This window comes from Rhodovulum sp. P5 (assembly GCF_002079305.1).
In the GTDB taxonomy this organism is placed as follows: Bacteria; Pseudomonadota; Alphaproteobacteria; order Rhodobacterales; family Rhodobacteraceae; genus Rhodovulum.
In genome coordinates, this window is record NZ_CP015039.1 from 3326084 (window position 1) to 3342727 (window position 16644).

General features: G+C 65.2%; 8 protein-coding genes, 1 tRNA gene and 1 pseudogene. 5 read left to right on the forward strand and 5 right to left on the reverse strand.

The features are described from left to right. Positions 1 to 4: 4 nt before the first annotated feature. From RGUI_RS15860 to smpB, 4 genes are all read right to left on the reverse strand, one after another. On the reverse strand, positions 5 to 583 hold the full coding sequence (locus tag RGUI_RS15860) for a hypothetical protein (protein WP_081534739.1): 579 nt from the start codon (positions 581 to 583) through the stop codon (positions 5 to 7). Between the two features lie 155 nt (positions 584 to 738). Then, entirely contained in the window at positions 739 to 1923 is a 1185-nt protein-coding gene (locus RGUI_RS15865; protein ID WP_081534741.1) for an amino acid aminotransferase, read from the reverse strand. Next, positions 1917 to 2780, reverse strand: coding sequence for a 3-mercaptopyruvate sulfurtransferase (sseA, locus tag RGUI_RS15870; protein ID WP_081534743.1), 864 nt, complete (start codon positions 2778 to 2780; stop codon positions 1917 to 1919). The genes RGUI_RS15865 and sseA overlap by 7 nt, the downstream gene beginning before the upstream one ends. A 64-nt stretch (positions 2781 to 2844) precedes the next feature. Continuing rightward, entirely contained in the window at positions 2845 to 3321 is a 477-nt protein-coding gene (gene smpB / locus RGUI_RS15875; RefSeq protein ID WP_081536127.1) for an SsrA-binding protein SmpB, read from the reverse strand. A gap of 1347 nt (positions 3322 to 4668) precedes the next feature. Between smpB and RGUI_RS15880 the strand changes: the two genes are divergently transcribed. From RGUI_RS15880 to RGUI_RS15895, 4 genes and pseudogenes are all read left to right on the forward strand, one after another. Then, positions 4669 to 4742, forward strand: a tRNA-Gly gene (locus RGUI_RS15880). Positions 4743 to 4872: 130 nt separating this feature from the next. Then, positions 4873 to 6666 carry an ABC transporter transmembrane domain-containing protein gene (locus tag RGUI_RS15885; RefSeq protein WP_081534745.1) on the forward strand — a complete coding sequence of 598 codons (1794 nt, stop codon included), beginning with the start codon at positions 4873 to 4875 and terminating at the stop codon, positions 6664 to 6666. 317 nt (positions 6667 to 6983) lie between these two features. Continuing rightward, positions 6984 to 7109: pseudogene (locus tag RGUI_RS15890) on the forward strand (LysM peptidoglycan-binding domain-containing protein); the annotation flags it as partial. A 142-nt stretch (positions 7110 to 7251) separates the two neighbouring features. Further along, positions 7252 to 9150 carry an acyl-CoA synthetase gene (locus tag RGUI_RS15895; protein ID WP_081534747.1) on the forward strand — a complete coding sequence of 633 codons (1899 nt, stop codon included), beginning with the start codon at positions 7252 to 7254 and terminating at the stop codon, positions 9148 to 9150. A gap of 270 nt (positions 9151 to 9420) precedes the next feature. Here the strand turns inward: RGUI_RS15895 and RGUI_RS15900 are convergent, their stop codons facing one another. Beyond that, positions 9421 to 11067 carry an IS1634 family transposase gene (locus RGUI_RS15900; RefSeq protein WP_081533821.1) on the reverse strand — a complete coding sequence of 549 codons (1647 nt, stop codon included), beginning with the start codon at positions 11065 to 11067 and terminating at the stop codon, positions 9421 to 9423. A gap of 462 nt (positions 11068 to 11529) precedes the next feature. Here RGUI_RS15900 and RGUI_RS15905 point away from each other — a divergent pair, with 462 nt between their 5' ends. Further along, a complete protein-coding gene (locus tag RGUI_RS15905) occupies positions 11530 to 16614 on the forward strand; it encodes a PAS domain-containing protein (RefSeq protein WP_216640079.1) in 5085 nt (1694 codons plus the stop codon). Positions 16615 to 16644 lie beyond the last annotated feature (30 nt).

Consider the following 16644-nt stretch of genomic DNA (forward strand, 5'->3'; position numbering starts at 1 on the left):
TGTGTCAGAGCAGCGCTGCGCCGTCGACGGCGACGGTCATTGCCCCAACCGGGGCACCGGTGGCCGGATCGACCAGCGTGAACGAGATCTGGGCCTGATAGGTCTGGCTGGACTCGTCGAACTCGATCTCGCCGTAATGCACGGCCCCGGCACCAACGCCGAAGGTGTCGCTGTGCTTGGCCTCATCCCCCTGCCAGTAGTCCGAGGTCACGCCCGAGGCGGCGACATTCAGACCCTTGGCATCCATCACGATGATTTCGGTGATCTGGCCGCCGGTCGCCGCAACCTGCTGCCGCAGAAAGTCGGACGCGGCATTGCCGATCACCGAGGAGATCAGCGCGCTGCCGGGGTCGCCGACCTCACCGCGCCAGGTGGTGTCAAGCTGGTCGATGGTGGCCTGATCGTAGCCGCCGGTCTTGGCGTTCTGGGCCGCCACGGCATCGAGGATGGCCGCATCCTGCGCCCACGGCAGCACGGAGGCTTCGAGGAAGGCCTGCATCTGGGCGTCATTTTCGCCGGCAAAGGCACCGGTTGCGGCCAGGGCGAACAGGACGGGGGTGAACGTATGTGAAAGCTTCGGCATGGTTTCCCTTTCGATCCCACCGAGACAAAGATGACTGGAGGGTTAGCGGGCAATGCCTACCGATTGTTTAAGTCGTTCCAGAGGCGCGAATGTGAAATGATTCAAAAGCGCCCGGTTCGGCCGGGCGCGGGGGATGCCGGACCGGTTGCCGGTGCCTACAGCCCGACCGCCACCATCGCATCGGCCACGCGGGGGATCAGCGCCTCGGTCAACCCGGCGAGGTTCATCCGGCTGTCGCCGATCACATAGACCCCGTGCACGTCACGCAGCGCCGTCACCTGATCGTCACTTGCGCCGATCAGCGAGAACATGCCCTGCTGGGCCGCCAGATAGGCGAACCGGTCCGATCCGGATTTCTGTTGCAGCGTTTCGGCCAGCATCCCGCGCAGGGTTTCGATCCGGCTGCGCATGGCGCTCAGTTCCGCGGCCCAGTCGGCGCGCAGCTTGGCGTCGCCAAGGATCTCGGTCACCACCCGCGCGCCGTGATCGGGCGGGAAGGCATAGGTCTGGCGGTTCAGGTTCGACATGTTCGCCCGCGCGACGGCTTGCGTGGCGGCATCGGGGGCAAGGGCCAGCAGGGCGCCGACGCGGTCCCGGTAGAGCCCGAAATTCTTCGAACAACTGACGGCGACCAGCATCTGCGGCAGCCGCTGGGCCAAAAGGCGCACGCCCTCGGCATCGGGCTCCAGCCCGGCGCCGAGCCCGTGATAGGCCAGATCGACCAGCGGCAGCGCGCCGGTGCGCGACAGCACCTCGGCCACAGCCTGCCAGTCCGCAGGCGTCAGGTCGGCCCCGGTGGGGTTGTGGCAACAGCCATGCAGGATCACCACGTCGCCCGGCCCGGTTCGGCCCAGATCGTCCAGCAGTCCTTCCCGGTCCAGCGCACGGTCGGCGGCGTTGTAATAGCGGTACTCGACCTGCTCCAGCCCCAGGAACCCGGCGATGGCCGCGTGGTTGGGCCAGCTTGGATCGGGGATGAACACGCGCGCCGCGGGATTGGCCAGCCGCACGAGGTCAAGCGCGATGCGCACCGCGCCGGTGCCGCCGGGGGTCGCCACGCTGGCCAGGCGGTTGCGGGGCGCGGCCTCGCCCAGGGTCAGCCCGGCAATGGCCTCCAGAAACGCCGGATCGCCCTCAATCCCGACATAGCCCTTGCTGGCCTGCTGCTGCCAAATCCGTTCTTCCGCCGATTTCACCGCCTGCATCACCGGCGTGGTGCCGTTCGCATCGCGATAGACGCCGACCCCAAGGTCCACCTTGTCGGTCCGCGGATCGGCGCGGAAGGCCTGCATCAGGCCGATGATCTTGTCGGGCGCCTGCGGCGACAGGCGGTTCAGCATGTGGCTGGCCCGGTTTCGATCGGCAGGTCGTTATACATGCCCCATTCCGTCCACGCGCCGTCATAGACCGCATAGCTGCGGTGCCCCAAGAGGTCGAGCGCGAGGGCAAGCATCGCCGCATTCACCCCCGACCCGCAGGTGGTGATCGCCGGTTTCTTGAGGTTCACGCCCGCGGCCTCGAACACGGCGCGCAGGTCGTCGGGCGACTTCATCGTCCCGTCCTCGCTCAGCAGCATCGCGAAATGCACGTTCTTGGCGCCCGGGATATGCCCCTGCCGCAGGTTCGGGCGCGGTTCGGGATCGTCACCCACAAAGCGGCCGGGCGGGCGGGCGTCGATGATCTCGTAATCCGACAGCTTCGAGGCCGCGGCCACCTGCGTGACGTCCTTGATCAGATGCGCCTGCCGCTGCACCGTGATGTGCCGGTCACGCACGACGGGGGGCAAATCCTCCATCGGGCGGTCCTCGGCCAGCCATTTCGGCAGGCCCCCGTCCAGAACGGCGACGTCGGTCTTGCCCATCAGGCGGAAGGTCCACCACACCCGCGGCGCAGAGAAGATGCCGGCGGAGTCATACACCACCACCTGGTGCCCGTCGCCGATGCCCATGGCGCGCATCCGGCTGATGAATTTCTCCACCGGCGGCGCCATGTGCGGCAGGGAGGAGCGCTGGTCGGAAATTTCGTCGATGTCGAAAAACCGCGCGCCGGGAATGTGGCCCTGGTCGTATTCTGCCCGTGTGTCGCGGTCGATACCCGGCAGATACCACGACGCATCAAGGATCCGCAGGTCGGGGTCGTTCAGATGTGCGGCAAGCCACTCTGTCGAAACAAGCGTTTTCGGATCGTCGTAGGCCATGAACCCCTCCGGCAGCGCAACATTCTTACTCCAATAAATCGCGGCCGCGGCAGAGACAAGGTAGTTAACCGTGGTCCTTCAACAGACGCTGCTTTTGCCGTTGCCAATCACGCTTGGCCTCGGTCGCGCGCTTGTCCTGGGTCTTCTTGCCCTTGGCGATGCCGATCTTCAGCTTCACGATGCCCTTGTGGTTGAAATACAGCACCAGCGGCACAAGCGTATAGCCCTTGCGCTGCGTGTCGGACCAGAGCTTTGCCAGTTCCTTGCGCGACACCAGCAGTTTGCGCTTGCGGCGTTCCTCATGCCCCCAGGTCTTGGCCTGTTCGTAGGGCGCGATATAGCCGTTGACCAGCCACAGCTCACCGTCTTCGACGCTGGCATAGCTTTCGGCGATGTTGGCGCCGTTCTCGCGCAGCGACTTGACCTCCGACCCCTGCAGGATGATCCCGCATTCAAGATCGTCCTCGATGGCATAGTCGTAGCGCGCCCGCCGGTTCTCGGCGATCACCTTGTAGTTCGGATCTGTCTTCGGTTTGGCCATGGTCTGCGGGATATAGGCGAAAGCCGCGCCATGGGAAAGGCGTTCGGGCATTGGCGCCGCGCGATTGCATCGGGGCCAGTGGGCCGCGGGCGAAACGGTCCGTTTCCATCCGCCGGGGCAAAACCGGGCCATCGGGTCCGCCACTGCCCCAATTTCCGGTCGCGAAACAGTAGGCCCCGGTTCGGGACCGGCATCGCCCTGTCGCCCATGTTTGCCCGGCCCATTGTCGCCAACACGTGAACGGGCCGGGTCGCGCGGCCCCGTTATCCGCCGCGCCGTGGCCTGTGCCGTCTGCGCGCTGCCCGCAACTGCCCCAACCATTGCCCCGATTTCCGACCGATTTCGCAGGCTTTTGTCTATGTGCGGCCCCGGAGATTGTTGGGGCCGCTGTTCGGTCGATTTGGACTGGTGGTGAGTATCCTGTTGGGTCGGGGGCGCCGCCGGTCGTGTTTGGTCGGTCCGGCGCCCCCGGCTTGCCGATTGGTCCCCTCACCCTGCTTTCCCAACAGGCTGCTGAATAGGCCTGCGACATGCGCCTAAAGTCGAGACCTTTAGGAACATGGTCCCGATGCTCGCTTGGGCGACCAGCCCGGGCCGGGCGCGGCCCTGCTTGGCATGATCCATCGTTGCTCACACGGAACGTTCTTCTGTGACGATATGGAATTTGGGCTATTTCAGCAGCCTGCCAAAGGCCGTTGCCCGCATGCATTTGCCCACGCGGACGAAAGCGACCAGGCCAGTCTGCCCCCCGGACGGGCCGTGGTGCGAACTGTGTCCGAAACTCGGCGCAAAAAATCTAAAAACTTCCGAAATTTTCACCCAGTTTCGCCCGGTTCGGGGCGCCTACTGCATCTCACGGGCCGAGTGATTTGTGGCCCGCTGTACGGCCGGTTAGAGGCTGGTAGCGAGTACATTGTTCGGTTGGGGGCGCCGCCTGTCGTGTTCTGACGGGTTGGCGCCCTCGGCTTGTCGCCCGCCCGGCGCGCAGGATCGGGCCCCTCCCAAATCGACGGCCGGCTGCGCCGCACCTGTCTTTCAGGCGGATATCCGGGCCATGCGGATGACCCGGACAACTGTGTCCGAAACTCGGCGCAAAAAATCTAAAAACTTCCGAAATTTTCACCCAGTTTCGCCCGGTTCGGGGCGCCTACTGCATATCACGGGCCGAGTGATTTATGGCCCGCTGTACGGCCGGTTAGAGGCTGGTAGCGAGTACACTGTTCGGTTGGGGGCGCCGCCTGTCGTGTTCTGACGGGTTGGCGCCCTCGGCTTGTCCGGGCGGGCGTCCTTGCACCGAAAGCCGGATCTTGACCCCGACCGGGCCTTGGCATAGTGACGGGGGACCAAGCGGGCGTTGTGTAGTGGTAAGACCTTAGCCTTCCAAGCTAATGACGCGGGTTCGATTCCCGCCGCCCGCTCCATCCCATCACCGTCGACCGACCGATCACGGGTGACCGACACGGCCGCACACGGACGCGTGAGCGACCCTGCCTTGTTGTCCCCCGGCTGCGGCCCTACAACACGTCCGACCCCGCCTGCAGGAGATACGGCATGCCCCCCGGCGCCCCGCAACTGGAAGAGCGTGAAACCTCCAAGCGCATTGGCGCGCTCCGGGCGCTTTGGCCCTTCGTTCTGCCCTATCGCAAATTGCTGGCCGCGGCGCTCAGCGCGCTGGTGGCCACGGCCTGTGTCTCGCTGATCCTGCCGATGGCCGTGCGCCGCGTGGTCGACGCGTTCGAGACCGAAAGCGTCGATATCCTAGATTCCTACTTCGGCGGGGCGCTGGCGATTGCGGCGCTCTTCGCCTGTGGCTCGGCCCTGCGCTATTACCTTGTCACGCGGCTGGGCGAACGGGTGATCGCCGATATCCGCTCCACCGTGTTCGACCGCATGATCGGGATGAGCCCGGCCTTTTACGAACGCATCATGACCGGCGAGGTGCTGAGCCGGATCACCACCGACACCACGCTGATCCTGTCGGTGATCGGGTCCTCGCTGTCGGTTGCGCTGCGCAACGTGCTTGTCTTCTTCGGCGGGCTGCTCTTGATGCTGGCGACCTCGGCCAAGCTGACGGCGGCGGTGCTGGTGCTGGTGCCCGCGGTGATCGTGCCCATCGTGGTTCTGGGGCGGCGGCTCAGGAAACTCTCCCGCGCCAATCAGGACTGGATCGCCGCGTCTTCCGGCAACGCGTCAGAGGCGCTTCTTTCCGCCCAGACGGTGCAGGCCTTCACCCACGAGACCGCCAGCCGCGCGCAGTTCCGCGAGGTGACCGAGCGCAGCTTCGTCTCTGCCAAGCACCGCATCGGGACCCGCGCCTTGATGACGATGATCGTGATCCTTCTGGTCTTCTGGGGCATCGTCGGTGTCCTGTGGATCGGTGCGCGCGATGTCCGGACCGATGTGATGACCGTCGGCGAGCTTGTACAGTTCCTGATCTATTCGATCATGGTGGCCGGCGCCGTGGCTGCGGCGACCGAGGTCTGGGGAGAGTTGCAGCGCGCCGCAGGGGCCACCGAACGGCTGGTCGAACTGCTGAACTCAAAAGACAGCGTGGCCGACCCCGACCATACCCAGCCGCTGCCCAACCCCGTTTCCGGCGACATCCGGTTCGACAATGTCGTCTTTTCCTACCCCTCGCGGCCCGGTCAGCACGCGCTGGACGGAATATCGCTGCATGTCAAACCGGGGGAGACCGTGGCCCTTGTCGGCCCGTCCGGTGCGGGGAAATCGACGATCATCCAGCTTCTTCTGCGGTTCTACGATCCGCAGGGGGGCCGTATCCTGTTTGACGGCGTGGACTTGCGCGAAACCACCCGCGCCACCTTCCGCCATCATGTTGCGCTGGTCCCGCAGGACCCGGTGATCTTTGCCGACACCGCGCGCGAAAACATCCGCTTTGGCCGGCCCGAGGCCACCGATACAGAGGTGGAGGCCGCCGCCCGTGCCGCCGCCGCGCATGACTTCCTTTCGGCGCTTCCCGATGGCTATGACACCTATGTCGGCGAACGCGGGATCATGCTGTCAGGCGGTCAGAAACAGCGCATCGCGATTGCTCGCGCGATCCTGCGCGACGCCCCCGTTCTGCTGCTGGACGAGGCGACCTCGGCGCTGGATGCGGAGTCCGAACGCGCGGTGCAGCATGCTGTCGACGAAATGGCGGCAACGCGTACGACGCTGATCGTGGCGCACCGGCTGGCCACGGTGAAAAAGGCCGACCGGATCGTCGTCTTCGACAATGGCCGGATCGTCGCCGAGGGCACCCATGAGGCCCTGGTGGCGCAGGGCGGGCTTTACGCCCGGCTGGCGCGGCTGCAATTCACCGACGGGATCGAAACGGCGGCCTGAGCGGCGCTTTGTCGTTTGCGTGTCACCGAGTCCGGTCCAGACTTTCCGCACCCTGATAGGCCGCTGAAAAAGTACACGACATACGCCTACGGTCGTAACCTTTCGGAGCATCGTCCCGAAGCCGGTCCGGGCGACCAGCCCGGGCCGCGCCCGACCCTCCCCCGGGAGGGCGCATTGGAGATGTCATTCGGGTCCCGTACGTCGCCCGGACTTTTGAGATAAACTGATCGGCACAAGCGCTTCGATGCGCCCACCCAAGGTCGGGCGCGGCCCTACTTGCCCTGCTGCATCGTTGCTTGGCCGTCGGCAATATCGAGGCCATCGCCGAAAAGACGTCGGGCGAGGGGGCGCGTTACCCCGAGATTTTCGAGGCCAACAAGCCGATGCTGACCGACCCGGACAAGATCTATCCCGGGCAGGTCTTGCGCATTCCGCAAGCCTGATCTCGGCCCGCCCGCCGCATCGCGGCCCCTGACGCCACGTTGGAAGCCGCACGCACAGCTTGCGGTGGGCGGCGCTTCGTTCCATCCTGCCGGGTAGGGTCCGTGCCACCGGCCAAGGTGTGGACCACCGGGAGGAAACATCATGGCAGCCTATGCCCTGCGCGCTGACCGCGACGCGATAGAGAACGAGTCGACATGGGATGGGCGGGACCTGCCCCGCAGCATCCATGAATTCCTTGGCAAGACGGCCCTCCGCCATGCCAACCGCTCCGCCCTTTCGTTCCAGCTTTTTTCCGCGCCCGATGCCCCGGCCACGACCCTGAGCTGGTCGCAGTTGCACGGGCGTGTCACGCAGGCGGCCAACCTGTTCCGGCGTCTTGGCATCGGCGAGGAGGACGTCGTTGCCTATGTGCTGCCCAACTGTCCAGAGGCCGTGGTGACGCTTCTGGGCGGCGCGGTGGCCGGGATCGTGAACCCGGTCAACCCGCTGCTGGAGACCGGGCAGATCGCTGCCATCCTGCGCCAGACCCGGGCCAAGGTCGTGGTGACGCTGAAGCCCTTTCCCAAGACCGACATCGCCCAGAAGGTGGCAGAGGCCGTCCGCCACGCGCCATCCGTCCGTACCGTGCTGGAGGTCGATCTGGCGGCCTATCTGACCGGCCTGAAACGGCTGATCGTCCCGGTGATCCGCCCCAGGGTGAGCGGCGCGGACCATGCCGACCATCTCGACTTTGCCAAGGCGGTTGCGGGTGAACCGTCCGACCGGCTGACCTTTGCGGATCAGACGGAGGACCGCGTCGCCGCCTATTTCCATACCGGGGGCACCACCGGCATGCCCAAGATCGCCCAGCACAAGGTCTCTGGCATGATCTACAACGGCTGGTTGGGAGAGCGGCTGCTGTTCCGACCGGACGACACCGTGATCTGCCCGCTGCCGCTGTTCCACGTCTTCGCGGCCTATCCGGTGATGATGTCGGTCATCGCCTCGGGCGCGCATGTGGTCTTTCCCACGCCGGCGGGGTATCGCGGCGACGGGGTGTTCGACAATTTCTGGAAGCTGGTCGAACGCTGGCGCGTCACCTTCGTGATCACCGTGCCCACGGCCATCGCCGCGCTGATGCAGCGCAAGGTCGATGCCGATGTCTCGACCCTGAAATACGCCTTTTCGGGGTCGGCGGCCCTGCCGGTGGAGCTTTACAACCGGTTCGAAAAGGCCACGGGCGTCACCATCTGCGAAGGCTATGGCCTGACCGAGGCGACCTGCCTTGTCTCGATCAACCCGCCAGCCGGGGAAAAGAAGATCGGCTCTGTCGGGCTGCCCTTTCCCTATACCGATGTGCGCATCCTGAAATGCGACGCGGACGGCAACGTGACGCGCGCCTGCGATACCGATGAGACCGGAGAGATCTGCGTGACCAATCCCGGCGTCATCACCGGGGCCACCTATACCGATGACAGCAAGAACCTGGGCCTGTTCGCCGAGGGACGCTTCCTGCGCACCGGCGATCTGGGCCGGATCGACGCGGACGGGTATCTGTTCATCACCGGGCGCGCGAAGGACGTGATCATCCGGGGCGGCCACAATATCGACCCCGCCGAGATCGAAGAGGCGCTTGCCGGTCACCCCGATGTGGCGTTCGTCGGGGCCATCGGGCAACCGGACGCGGTGGCGGGCGAGTTGCCATGTGCCTATGTCGAACTGGTGTCCGAGGCGACCGCCACGGTCGACGACCTGATGGACTATGCCCGCCGCCACATCCACGAGCGCGCCGCGATCCCGAAACATCTGGAGATCGTGGAAGAGCTGCCCAAGACCGCCGTTGGCAAGGTCTTCAAGCCCGACCTGCGCAAGCGGGCCATCGCGCGGGTCTACACCGCCGCGCTTGCCGCCGCGGACCTGCCGGTTCAGGTGCGCGAGGTGGTCGAGGACCCAAAGCGCGGGCTGGTCGCCCGGCTGGAACGTCCCCCCGCCGTCGACCCCGAGGCGGTGCGGCATGTGCTGGGCAACTTCACCCGCCCCTGGGATTGGGCCGAGGATTGAGGGGAGCGGCCTCCGTCTTCGCCCTTATCGACAGCGGCATTGCCGCCCTCAGGGAACGCTTGGAGCCGCGCCATCGACGGGCCGAGGCGCGGCGACCGGACGATCGGTCTGTGCGCTTTATGGTGCAATATCCGGACGAGCTTTGAACGTCGCGCCGGTGTTACCAGATCGCCGGGCCGTGGGGTCGGCCCCTCAAGTTCACCAGCAAAACGCGTAAGTGATTGATATTGTTATGGCGAGATTGGCCAAAATGTAACTACGCGAAGGTGGTCAGGCGGGTTTTGGCAGGTTCAGGGTGTCGAAGAGCTCCAGTTGTTCGGGGGTCGGGGTGGTGAGGCCATCGAACTTGCGGTCGGCGATCCGGGCTTCGTGGCGGTGGATGCGGGCGAGCAGGTCGAGCGCGGTGCGGGGGCTGGCGTCATGTCCTTTGGCCTTCAGCCGCATGCGCATGACACGGTAGAGGACGAGGGCGAGAAAGCAGATCAGCGCGTGGGCGCGGATGCGGTCGGGCAGCCGGTGGTGGACCGGGGCGATCTCGATGTCGGATTTCAGGACGCGGAAGCCGCGTTCGATATCGGCCAGCGACGTGTAGCGGGTAACGGTCTCGGCGGGCGTCAAGTCGGGGGCGTTGGTCAGGAGCGCGAGCTTGCCGTCGAAGAGCTCCGCGCGCGCGACGGCGTCCTCGTCAACACTCCAGCTGAACCGGTCGGCCTGCAGGTCTGCCTTGAGGAAGCGCGTCATTTCCGCCTCGGCGACGGCGCGGGTGAAGCGGCTATAGGCGCCCCGGTCGGAGGCACGGCGACCTCGCGCGGTCTGGCCGCCGTCCTGCGCGTCGAGCTTTGCGACCATCTTTTCGGCCTGGGCTTCAAGCTCGGCGATGCGCGCGCGGCGCCGGTCGGATTGGTCGGCGGCTCGAACGGGATCATGGGCGACGATCAGGCGGTGGCCGGCGAAGCTGCTTTCCGCCAACCCGTCCTCGTCGAAAGCAAGGCCCTGGAAGGTTTCGACCAGATCGGCATAACGACGGGCGGGAACCGCGAGGATGAATTCCAGCTTGCGGTCGTCCTGATCGGCCAGGGCGGTCAGCTCGTCGATGTTTTCAAGGCTGAGCAGACCGCGGTCGGCCACCAGGATGACACGCTGGACGGGGAAGCGCTGCAAGACTGTCTTGAGCATGCCCTGCAGGGTTTTCGTCTCGCCGATGTTGCCCGGGTGAACGGTATGCATGAGCGGCAGGCCGTCCGCGGTCTGGACCACGCCCAACACGAACTGCCGGGCGATGCCGCCGGTTTCCTTGTTCATCCCGAAAGCGCGAAGGTCGTCCGCGACATCCCCGTCGCCATGGATGCGCACCGTGGTCAGGTCATAGAAGACCACGGCCAGATCGCGATCGACCAGCGGACGGATCTGTTTGGCAAGCGCGCCTTCGACGGTATCGGCGTGATCCATCAACGCATCCATGGCGCGGAGCAGGTGTTGATGGGTGACGGTGTCCGGCATCGCCGGCATGGCGACCGTTTCCAGCCAGCGCAGGCAGCCCAGCTTACTTGTGGGGTCGCACAACCGATTGAACACCATGGCGCGGACCAGCGCCTCCACGTCGACTTTCCGCTTGCCGGAACGCAGCGCACGGCCGAGGGCATGATCGAAACCAAGGTCCTTCCACAACTCGTGCAGGGCAAAGACGTCGCCATAGCTGCGCGCCGCCTCGTAGGTGATCTCGGCCTTCTCGGGCTCGACCCGACCCGCGGCGCGACTGAGCCCCCGGATCAGCGCATCGAGCTGGCCATCCTTCATCCCGTCCACGCGCCCCAGATTGGCCACGACGCGCAGCCGGGGCTTGCCCGCCTCGTTACGGAAGGACTCGACAATCTGCAGATAGCGACGCCCGCCGCTCTCGGTGATGCGCGTGAACATGGCATGCAGGATATCGCACGTTTGGGCGCATTCATAGGGTCTTAAACATCATAACGTGTAACTACACGACTTCGGCCGAACTGCCCACCTCGCGCGCCTTAAGCTATTGAAATCCCATACCTGCGCTGAACGCGCTCACGCAGATTCCCCCGGATTTTGTCGAAGTTCGGCGGCCCGGCGATGGCGCGGCGGGCCTCCGGCCCTTGTCTCCGCGCCTTGTTCTACGTTGCCATCGACGTGAGACTGGGAAGCGGGCAGGTTTACAGGCCGCTCCGCCCCGGTCATGGCAAGCGGTCTTCACCTTCTGTCAATCTGTTTCGCATGCGAAACTTTTGCCGCCCGGCGCCCGCGCGCCCCGGCTCTTGCGAAGAAGACGGCATTTTACTCAACACCGGCTTCCTAAGCCAAGGGTTAGGATTTTCAGCCGAAGACAGGAGTACTTGCGACTGTTGCGGTGGTTCGATGTCCCCGATCCTGACTGATTTCTCCCGGTTCGTGTCTGCGGTGGGATCCCCGACCTGGGTGATTTCCATGGCGGGCGAGGTATGTGCGGCGAACCCGGCGGCGCTTGAGATCCTCGGGCGGGATGCCGACGGCCTGACCGGGCGGCCGTTCGCCACGGTGCTTGCATCGGATTTCGCCAAGCGGCTGCAGGCGGTGCTGTCGGATCTGGCCGATGCAGGGCAGGGAACGGCACAGGTGCACGGGCCCTTCCTTGCCGGCGACGGGGGCGAGGTGTCGCTTGATTGCATGCTGTCCCCGATCCTGGACGGCGGCCGGACGGTCGGGTTTCTGGTGCAGGCGCGGTCCGGCGCGGTCCGGCGTCCCCGCCATGACCTGCTGACGCAGGTGCCAGAGGTCGCTGCGGCCGAATACCATCACGACATTCTGGAACAGGCGGTCGAAACGGCGCGCTTCGGCTGGTGGTATTTCGACCTTTCCCGCCGCAAGATGTGGGCGAACGATACCTATTTCCGGATGCTCGGCTTCGACCCCGGAGAGGTGGAGCTTGACTCCGCATGGATCCGGTCGCGCATTCACCCCGAAGACCTCGACCATGCCATCAAGGCCATCGAACGTCTGGGGCAAGGGCTCAGCCCGACCTACCATGTCGATTATCGCCTTCGCTGCAAGGACGGCACCTACAAGTGGTTCGAAGCCTGCGGCCGGGAGGTCGCGCTCGACGGTCCGGACCTGCCGCCGATGATCTGCGGAAGCCTGAAGGACATTTCACGGCGGCGCCGGTCCGATGAAAAGCTGGCCGACGCCCTGACCGATGCGAAATCCAACGCCGAGATGCTGCGGATTGCCGTGGAATGCGGCAAGATGGGGGCCTGGACGATCTGTGCCGAGCGGAACGAGGCGTGGATGCTGGATGAGGGCTTCCGCCAGCTTGGTTATGACCCCGGAGAGTTCACGCCCGACGACGCGGGCTGGCGGGCCCTGATCCACCCCGACGATCTGCCCGACTCCATCGTCAAGATGGAGGCCGTGATGCTGGGTCAGGCGGAGGTCTACGACCACGAACAACGCCTGCGCCACAAGGACGGCAGCTATCACTGGTACCGGACCGTCGCCCGCGGAATCGACCGCAGCGATCAGGGCCTTTCGCCGCTGGTCGGCGGTGTTCATAGCTGCATCGACGAGCAGAAGGAAAACGAGCGTCGCCTGTCCGAAGCGCTGGAAGGGGCCCGGACGGCCCAGATCGAGGCGCAGGAGCGGGAAAAGATCCTGCGTATCTCGGCCCGGAACGGGGGGGTCCTGCACTGGTCGGCCTGTGCGGTTGAAGACAGCTTCTGGGTGCCGGCCGAAACCTATCAGCTGCTTGGCTACGATGCGGCGGATGTGGAGCAGACCCGGGTCTGGTGGCGGTCGCTTGTCCACCCCGAAGACCTGCCATCCGTCATTTCGGAAGCCGAAAAAATGGAAGGCGGGAAGATTCCGCATTTCGAGCTGAAGTACCGCCTGCGCCACAAGGACGGGGGCTATCACTGGTACCGGGCGCTTGGGCGCACGCTTGACCGCAGCGCGCAGGGTCTGCCGCCCCTGTTCCTCGGCGCACTTGTCAACATCGACAGCCTGAAGGAAAACGAACGCCGCCTGTCGGACGCGCTGGCCAGCGCGGAAAAGGCCCGCGCAGAGTCGCAGGCCCGGGAAGAGATGCTGCGCACCTCGGCCGTCTGCGGGGGGGTCCTCTACTGGTCGGCTGGCAGCGACACCGACGAATTCTGGGCCCCGGACGAGACCTATTTCGCCCTCGGCTACGATCTGAAGACGTTCGAGCGGACCCACACATGGTGGCGGGCGCTGGTCCATCCCGAAGACGTGACCGTGGCGCGTGACGAGATGGCCAAGCTGATTGCCGGCGAGGTTTCCCTGTACGAGGTTGAATACCGGCTGCGCCATGCCGACGGCACCTATCACTGGTATCGGTCCATGGGGCGCAAGACCGACCGGTCCGGTCAGGGTCTGCCCGACCTGATCTCGGGCACGGCCGTCAGCATCGACAGCCTGAAGGAAAACGAACGCCGCCTGTCGGATGCGCTGGCCAGCGCCGAAAAGGCCCGCGCGGATTCCCAGACGCGGGAAGAGATGCTGCGCGTTTCGGCCGAGTCCGGCAAGATCGCCCACTGGACGGTGTGCCCCGATCTGCAAACCGGCTGGGCGCCGGACGAAACCTATCGCCTGCTCGGCTACGAGCCCGGCGATTTTCCCTGCAACGATGTCGGCTGGCGCGGCCTGATCCACCCCGATGACAGGGACGGCGCCGTCGCCGAGATGTCAAAGCTGATCGACGGGCGCGCCGATGTCTATGAACATGAGCACCGCACGCGCCACGCCGATGGCAGCTATCACTGGTACCGGGCGGTGGCCCGCAAGGTCGGGCGCGAGGACAAGGGGCTGCCCTTCCTGATCGCCGGCGCCATCATCAGCATCGACGACATGAAGGAAAACGAGCGCCGCCTTGCCGAGGCGGCAGAGGCCGCGCACCGGGTCAGCGAACGCCTGAACACGCTGGCCGACAACGCCCCCGGCGCGCTGTACGAGTTGCGGCAGGATGCCGACGACAGCATGCATCTGCCGTATTTCAGCGCGAAACTGCCGTCGCTTCTGGGCGTCACTGCGGAAGATGTGGGGATCGACACCACGCTAGCCTTCTCCCGTATTGTTGACGGCGATTGGGGGCCGATATCAGATGCCATCGAGGAGTCGCGCCGGAACCTGACCCCGTTCGAGGCCCGCTTTCGCATCGACCACCCGGAAACCGGTCTGCGCTGGCTGTTGGCGTCGTCGCTGCCCTTTGCCCAGCCCGACGGCGCGGTCCTGTGGTTCGGCAGCATGTTCGACATCACCGACCGGCTGCAGGCCGAGACGAAGGCCGCACAAGCCGCCGAAGAGGTTCGCCACGCCCATACGCGCCTGAACACGCTGGCCGACAACTCTGCCACTGCGCTGTCCGAGTATCGGGTGTCGCCGGATGGCGCGATCGACGTGATCTATTTCAGCGCGAGACTGGCCCAGATCATGGGGGTTTCCGCGGCAGAGATCGAGGCGGAAGGCACCGCCGTCGCACGCCATGTTCACCCCGACGACTTGCCGTGGGTTCACGAGACGCTGGAACGGGCGGCGCGAGACTTGTCGCCGGTGACCTTCAAGCATCGGCTCAACCACCCGACCGAGGGCTTGCGCTGGATCATGGCGTCGGTCACCCCCAGTGCCCAGCCCGACGGGTCCATCGTGTGCTACAGCAGCATCCTTGACGTCACCGAGCAGGAACGCGCCCAGTTGCGCGCCGCAGAGGCCGCCGCAGAGATGCAGAAGGCCCATGAGCGGTTGTCCTCGGTCGCCAATATCGCGCCGGTCGGCCTTTACGAATACCGCCTGAACCAGAACCAGGAGGGCGACTTCCCCTATACCAGCGCGAAGTTCGAGGACCTGTTCGGTTATACCCGCGCAGAGATCGAGGACATGAAGGGCCGGGTCTTCGACCGGGTCGATCCCGCGGACCAGATGGAAATCTCAAGCACCACGCTGGACAGCGCCCGCGACCTGTCGCCCTGGCATCTTCGGTTTCGCGTCAACCATCCCGACCGGGGCAAGATCTGGCTGTCCGCCAATGCGACCCCGCGCAAGGAACAGGACGGCACCATCGTCTGGACCGGTGCGGTGCATGACGTCACAAAGGACGTCAAACGCGAGGTCGATCTTCTGAAGGCTCATGAACTGGCCGAGCGGATGCGTGCCGAGAACGAGCGGCAGGCATTGCAGGACGGCCTGACCGGCCTGCCCAACCGCCGCCATTTCGACCAGACCCTGACCCAGCGCCTTGAAAGCGCCCGGACCGGCCCGCGCGATTGCGCCCTGATCCGGGTCGATCTGGACCATTTCAAATATGTCAACGACACGCTGGGCCACGAGGCGGGCGATCAGGTTCTGCTGCGGGTGGCCGATGTCTTGCGCGACAGCGTCCGGTCGACCGATTTCGCGGCCCGGATCGGGGGGGACGAATTCTCGATCCTGCTGGGTCACGGCACGTGCCGCGACAATGCCCGGGAAATCGTCGAACGGATTCAGAAACGACTGGCGGTGCCGCTGTTGTACGAAGGGCGCCAGTGCCGGTTCGGGGCGAGTTTCGGCATCGCCCATACCGAAGACCTGACCGAGACCGGTGCCGAGATCCAGCTGTTCGCCGATGCCGCGCTTTACCGGGCCAAGGCCGATGGGCGCAACCGGCTGGAATTCTTCACCAAAGAGCTTCACGCCAACCTGATGAACGACCGGCGCCTTGCCGTCGAAATCCAGGAGGGACTGGAGCGGGACGAGTTCATCCCCTATTTCCAGCCGCAGGTCTCTACCACCGACGGCAGCCTTGTGGGGGTCGAAACCCTGCTGCGCTGGAACCATCCCACCCGCGGTATCGTCGCGCCCGACGCGTTCATGCATGTGGCCCAGCAATTGCGCGTGGTGCCCGAAATCGACCGCGTGATGATGGACAAGTCGCGCGAGGTTCTGGACCGCCTGCGGGGGCAGGGGGTTTCCATTCCCAAGATCAGCTTCAACGTCAGTTCCGGGCGGATGCACGACCCCGATGTCGTCTCGGCCGCCAGCGCGATGGTCGAGGGCGAAACCAAGGTCACGTTCGAGTTGCTGGAGTCGATCCTGGTGGAAGAGGAAAGCGACGCCTTCAAGTTCCACCTCGACATGATCCGGGATGCGGGCATCGAGATCGAGATCGACGATTTCGGCTCCGGCCATGCTTCTGTCATCGGGTTGATGGAAATCGCGCCATCCGGGCTGAAGATCGACAAGCGCATCGTGACCCCGGTCGCCGAGGACACCAAGTCCCGCAACCTTGTGCGCGCCATCGTCGAGATCGCAGAGACGCTGGGCATCGCCACCGTCGCAGAGGGCGTGGAAACCGAGGAACAGGCCAATATCCTCGCGGCGCTCGGCTGTGACGTGCTTCAGGGCTATTACTTTGCCCGGCCGCTTTGCGAAGCCGATCTTCTGACCTTCGCGTCGGGCTATATGCAGAAAACGGCCTGAGGGGCCCCTGATGCGGACCTGCACCGGGTG

What these genes read in the sequence shown, in the direction of transcription:
- RGUI_RS15905 (WP_216640079.1), top strand. Translation starts at nt 11,530, where the DNA reads ATGTCCCCGATCCTGACTGATTTCTCCCGGTTCGTGTCTGCGGTGGGA.
- RGUI_RS15900 (WP_081533821.1), bottom strand. Translation starts at nt 11,067, where the DNA reads ATGTTCACGCGCATCACCGAGAGCGGCGGGCGTCGCTATCTGCAGATT.
- RGUI_RS15865 (WP_081534741.1), bottom strand. Translation starts at nt 1,923, where the DNA reads ATGCTGAACCGCCTGTCGCCGCAGGCGCCCGACAAGATCATCGGCCTG.
- RGUI_RS15860 (WP_081534739.1), bottom strand. Translation starts at nt 583, where the DNA reads ATGCCGAAGCTTTCACATACGTTCACCCCCGTCCTGTTCGCCCTGGCC.
- RGUI_RS15885 (WP_081534745.1), top strand. Translation starts at nt 4,873, where the DNA reads ATGCCCCCCGGCGCCCCGCAACTGGAAGAGCGTGAAACCTCCAAGCGC.
- RGUI_RS15895 (WP_081534747.1), top strand. Translation starts at nt 7,252, where the DNA reads ATGGCAGCCTATGCCCTGCGCGCTGACCGCGACGCGATAGAGAACGAG.
- smpB (WP_081536127.1), bottom strand. Translation starts at nt 3,321, where the DNA reads ATGGCCAAACCGAAGACAGATCCGAACTACAAGGTGATCGCCGAGAAC.
- sseA (WP_081534743.1), bottom strand. Translation starts at nt 2,780, where the DNA reads ATGGCCTACGACGATCCGAAAACGCTTGTTTCGACAGAGTGGCTTGCC.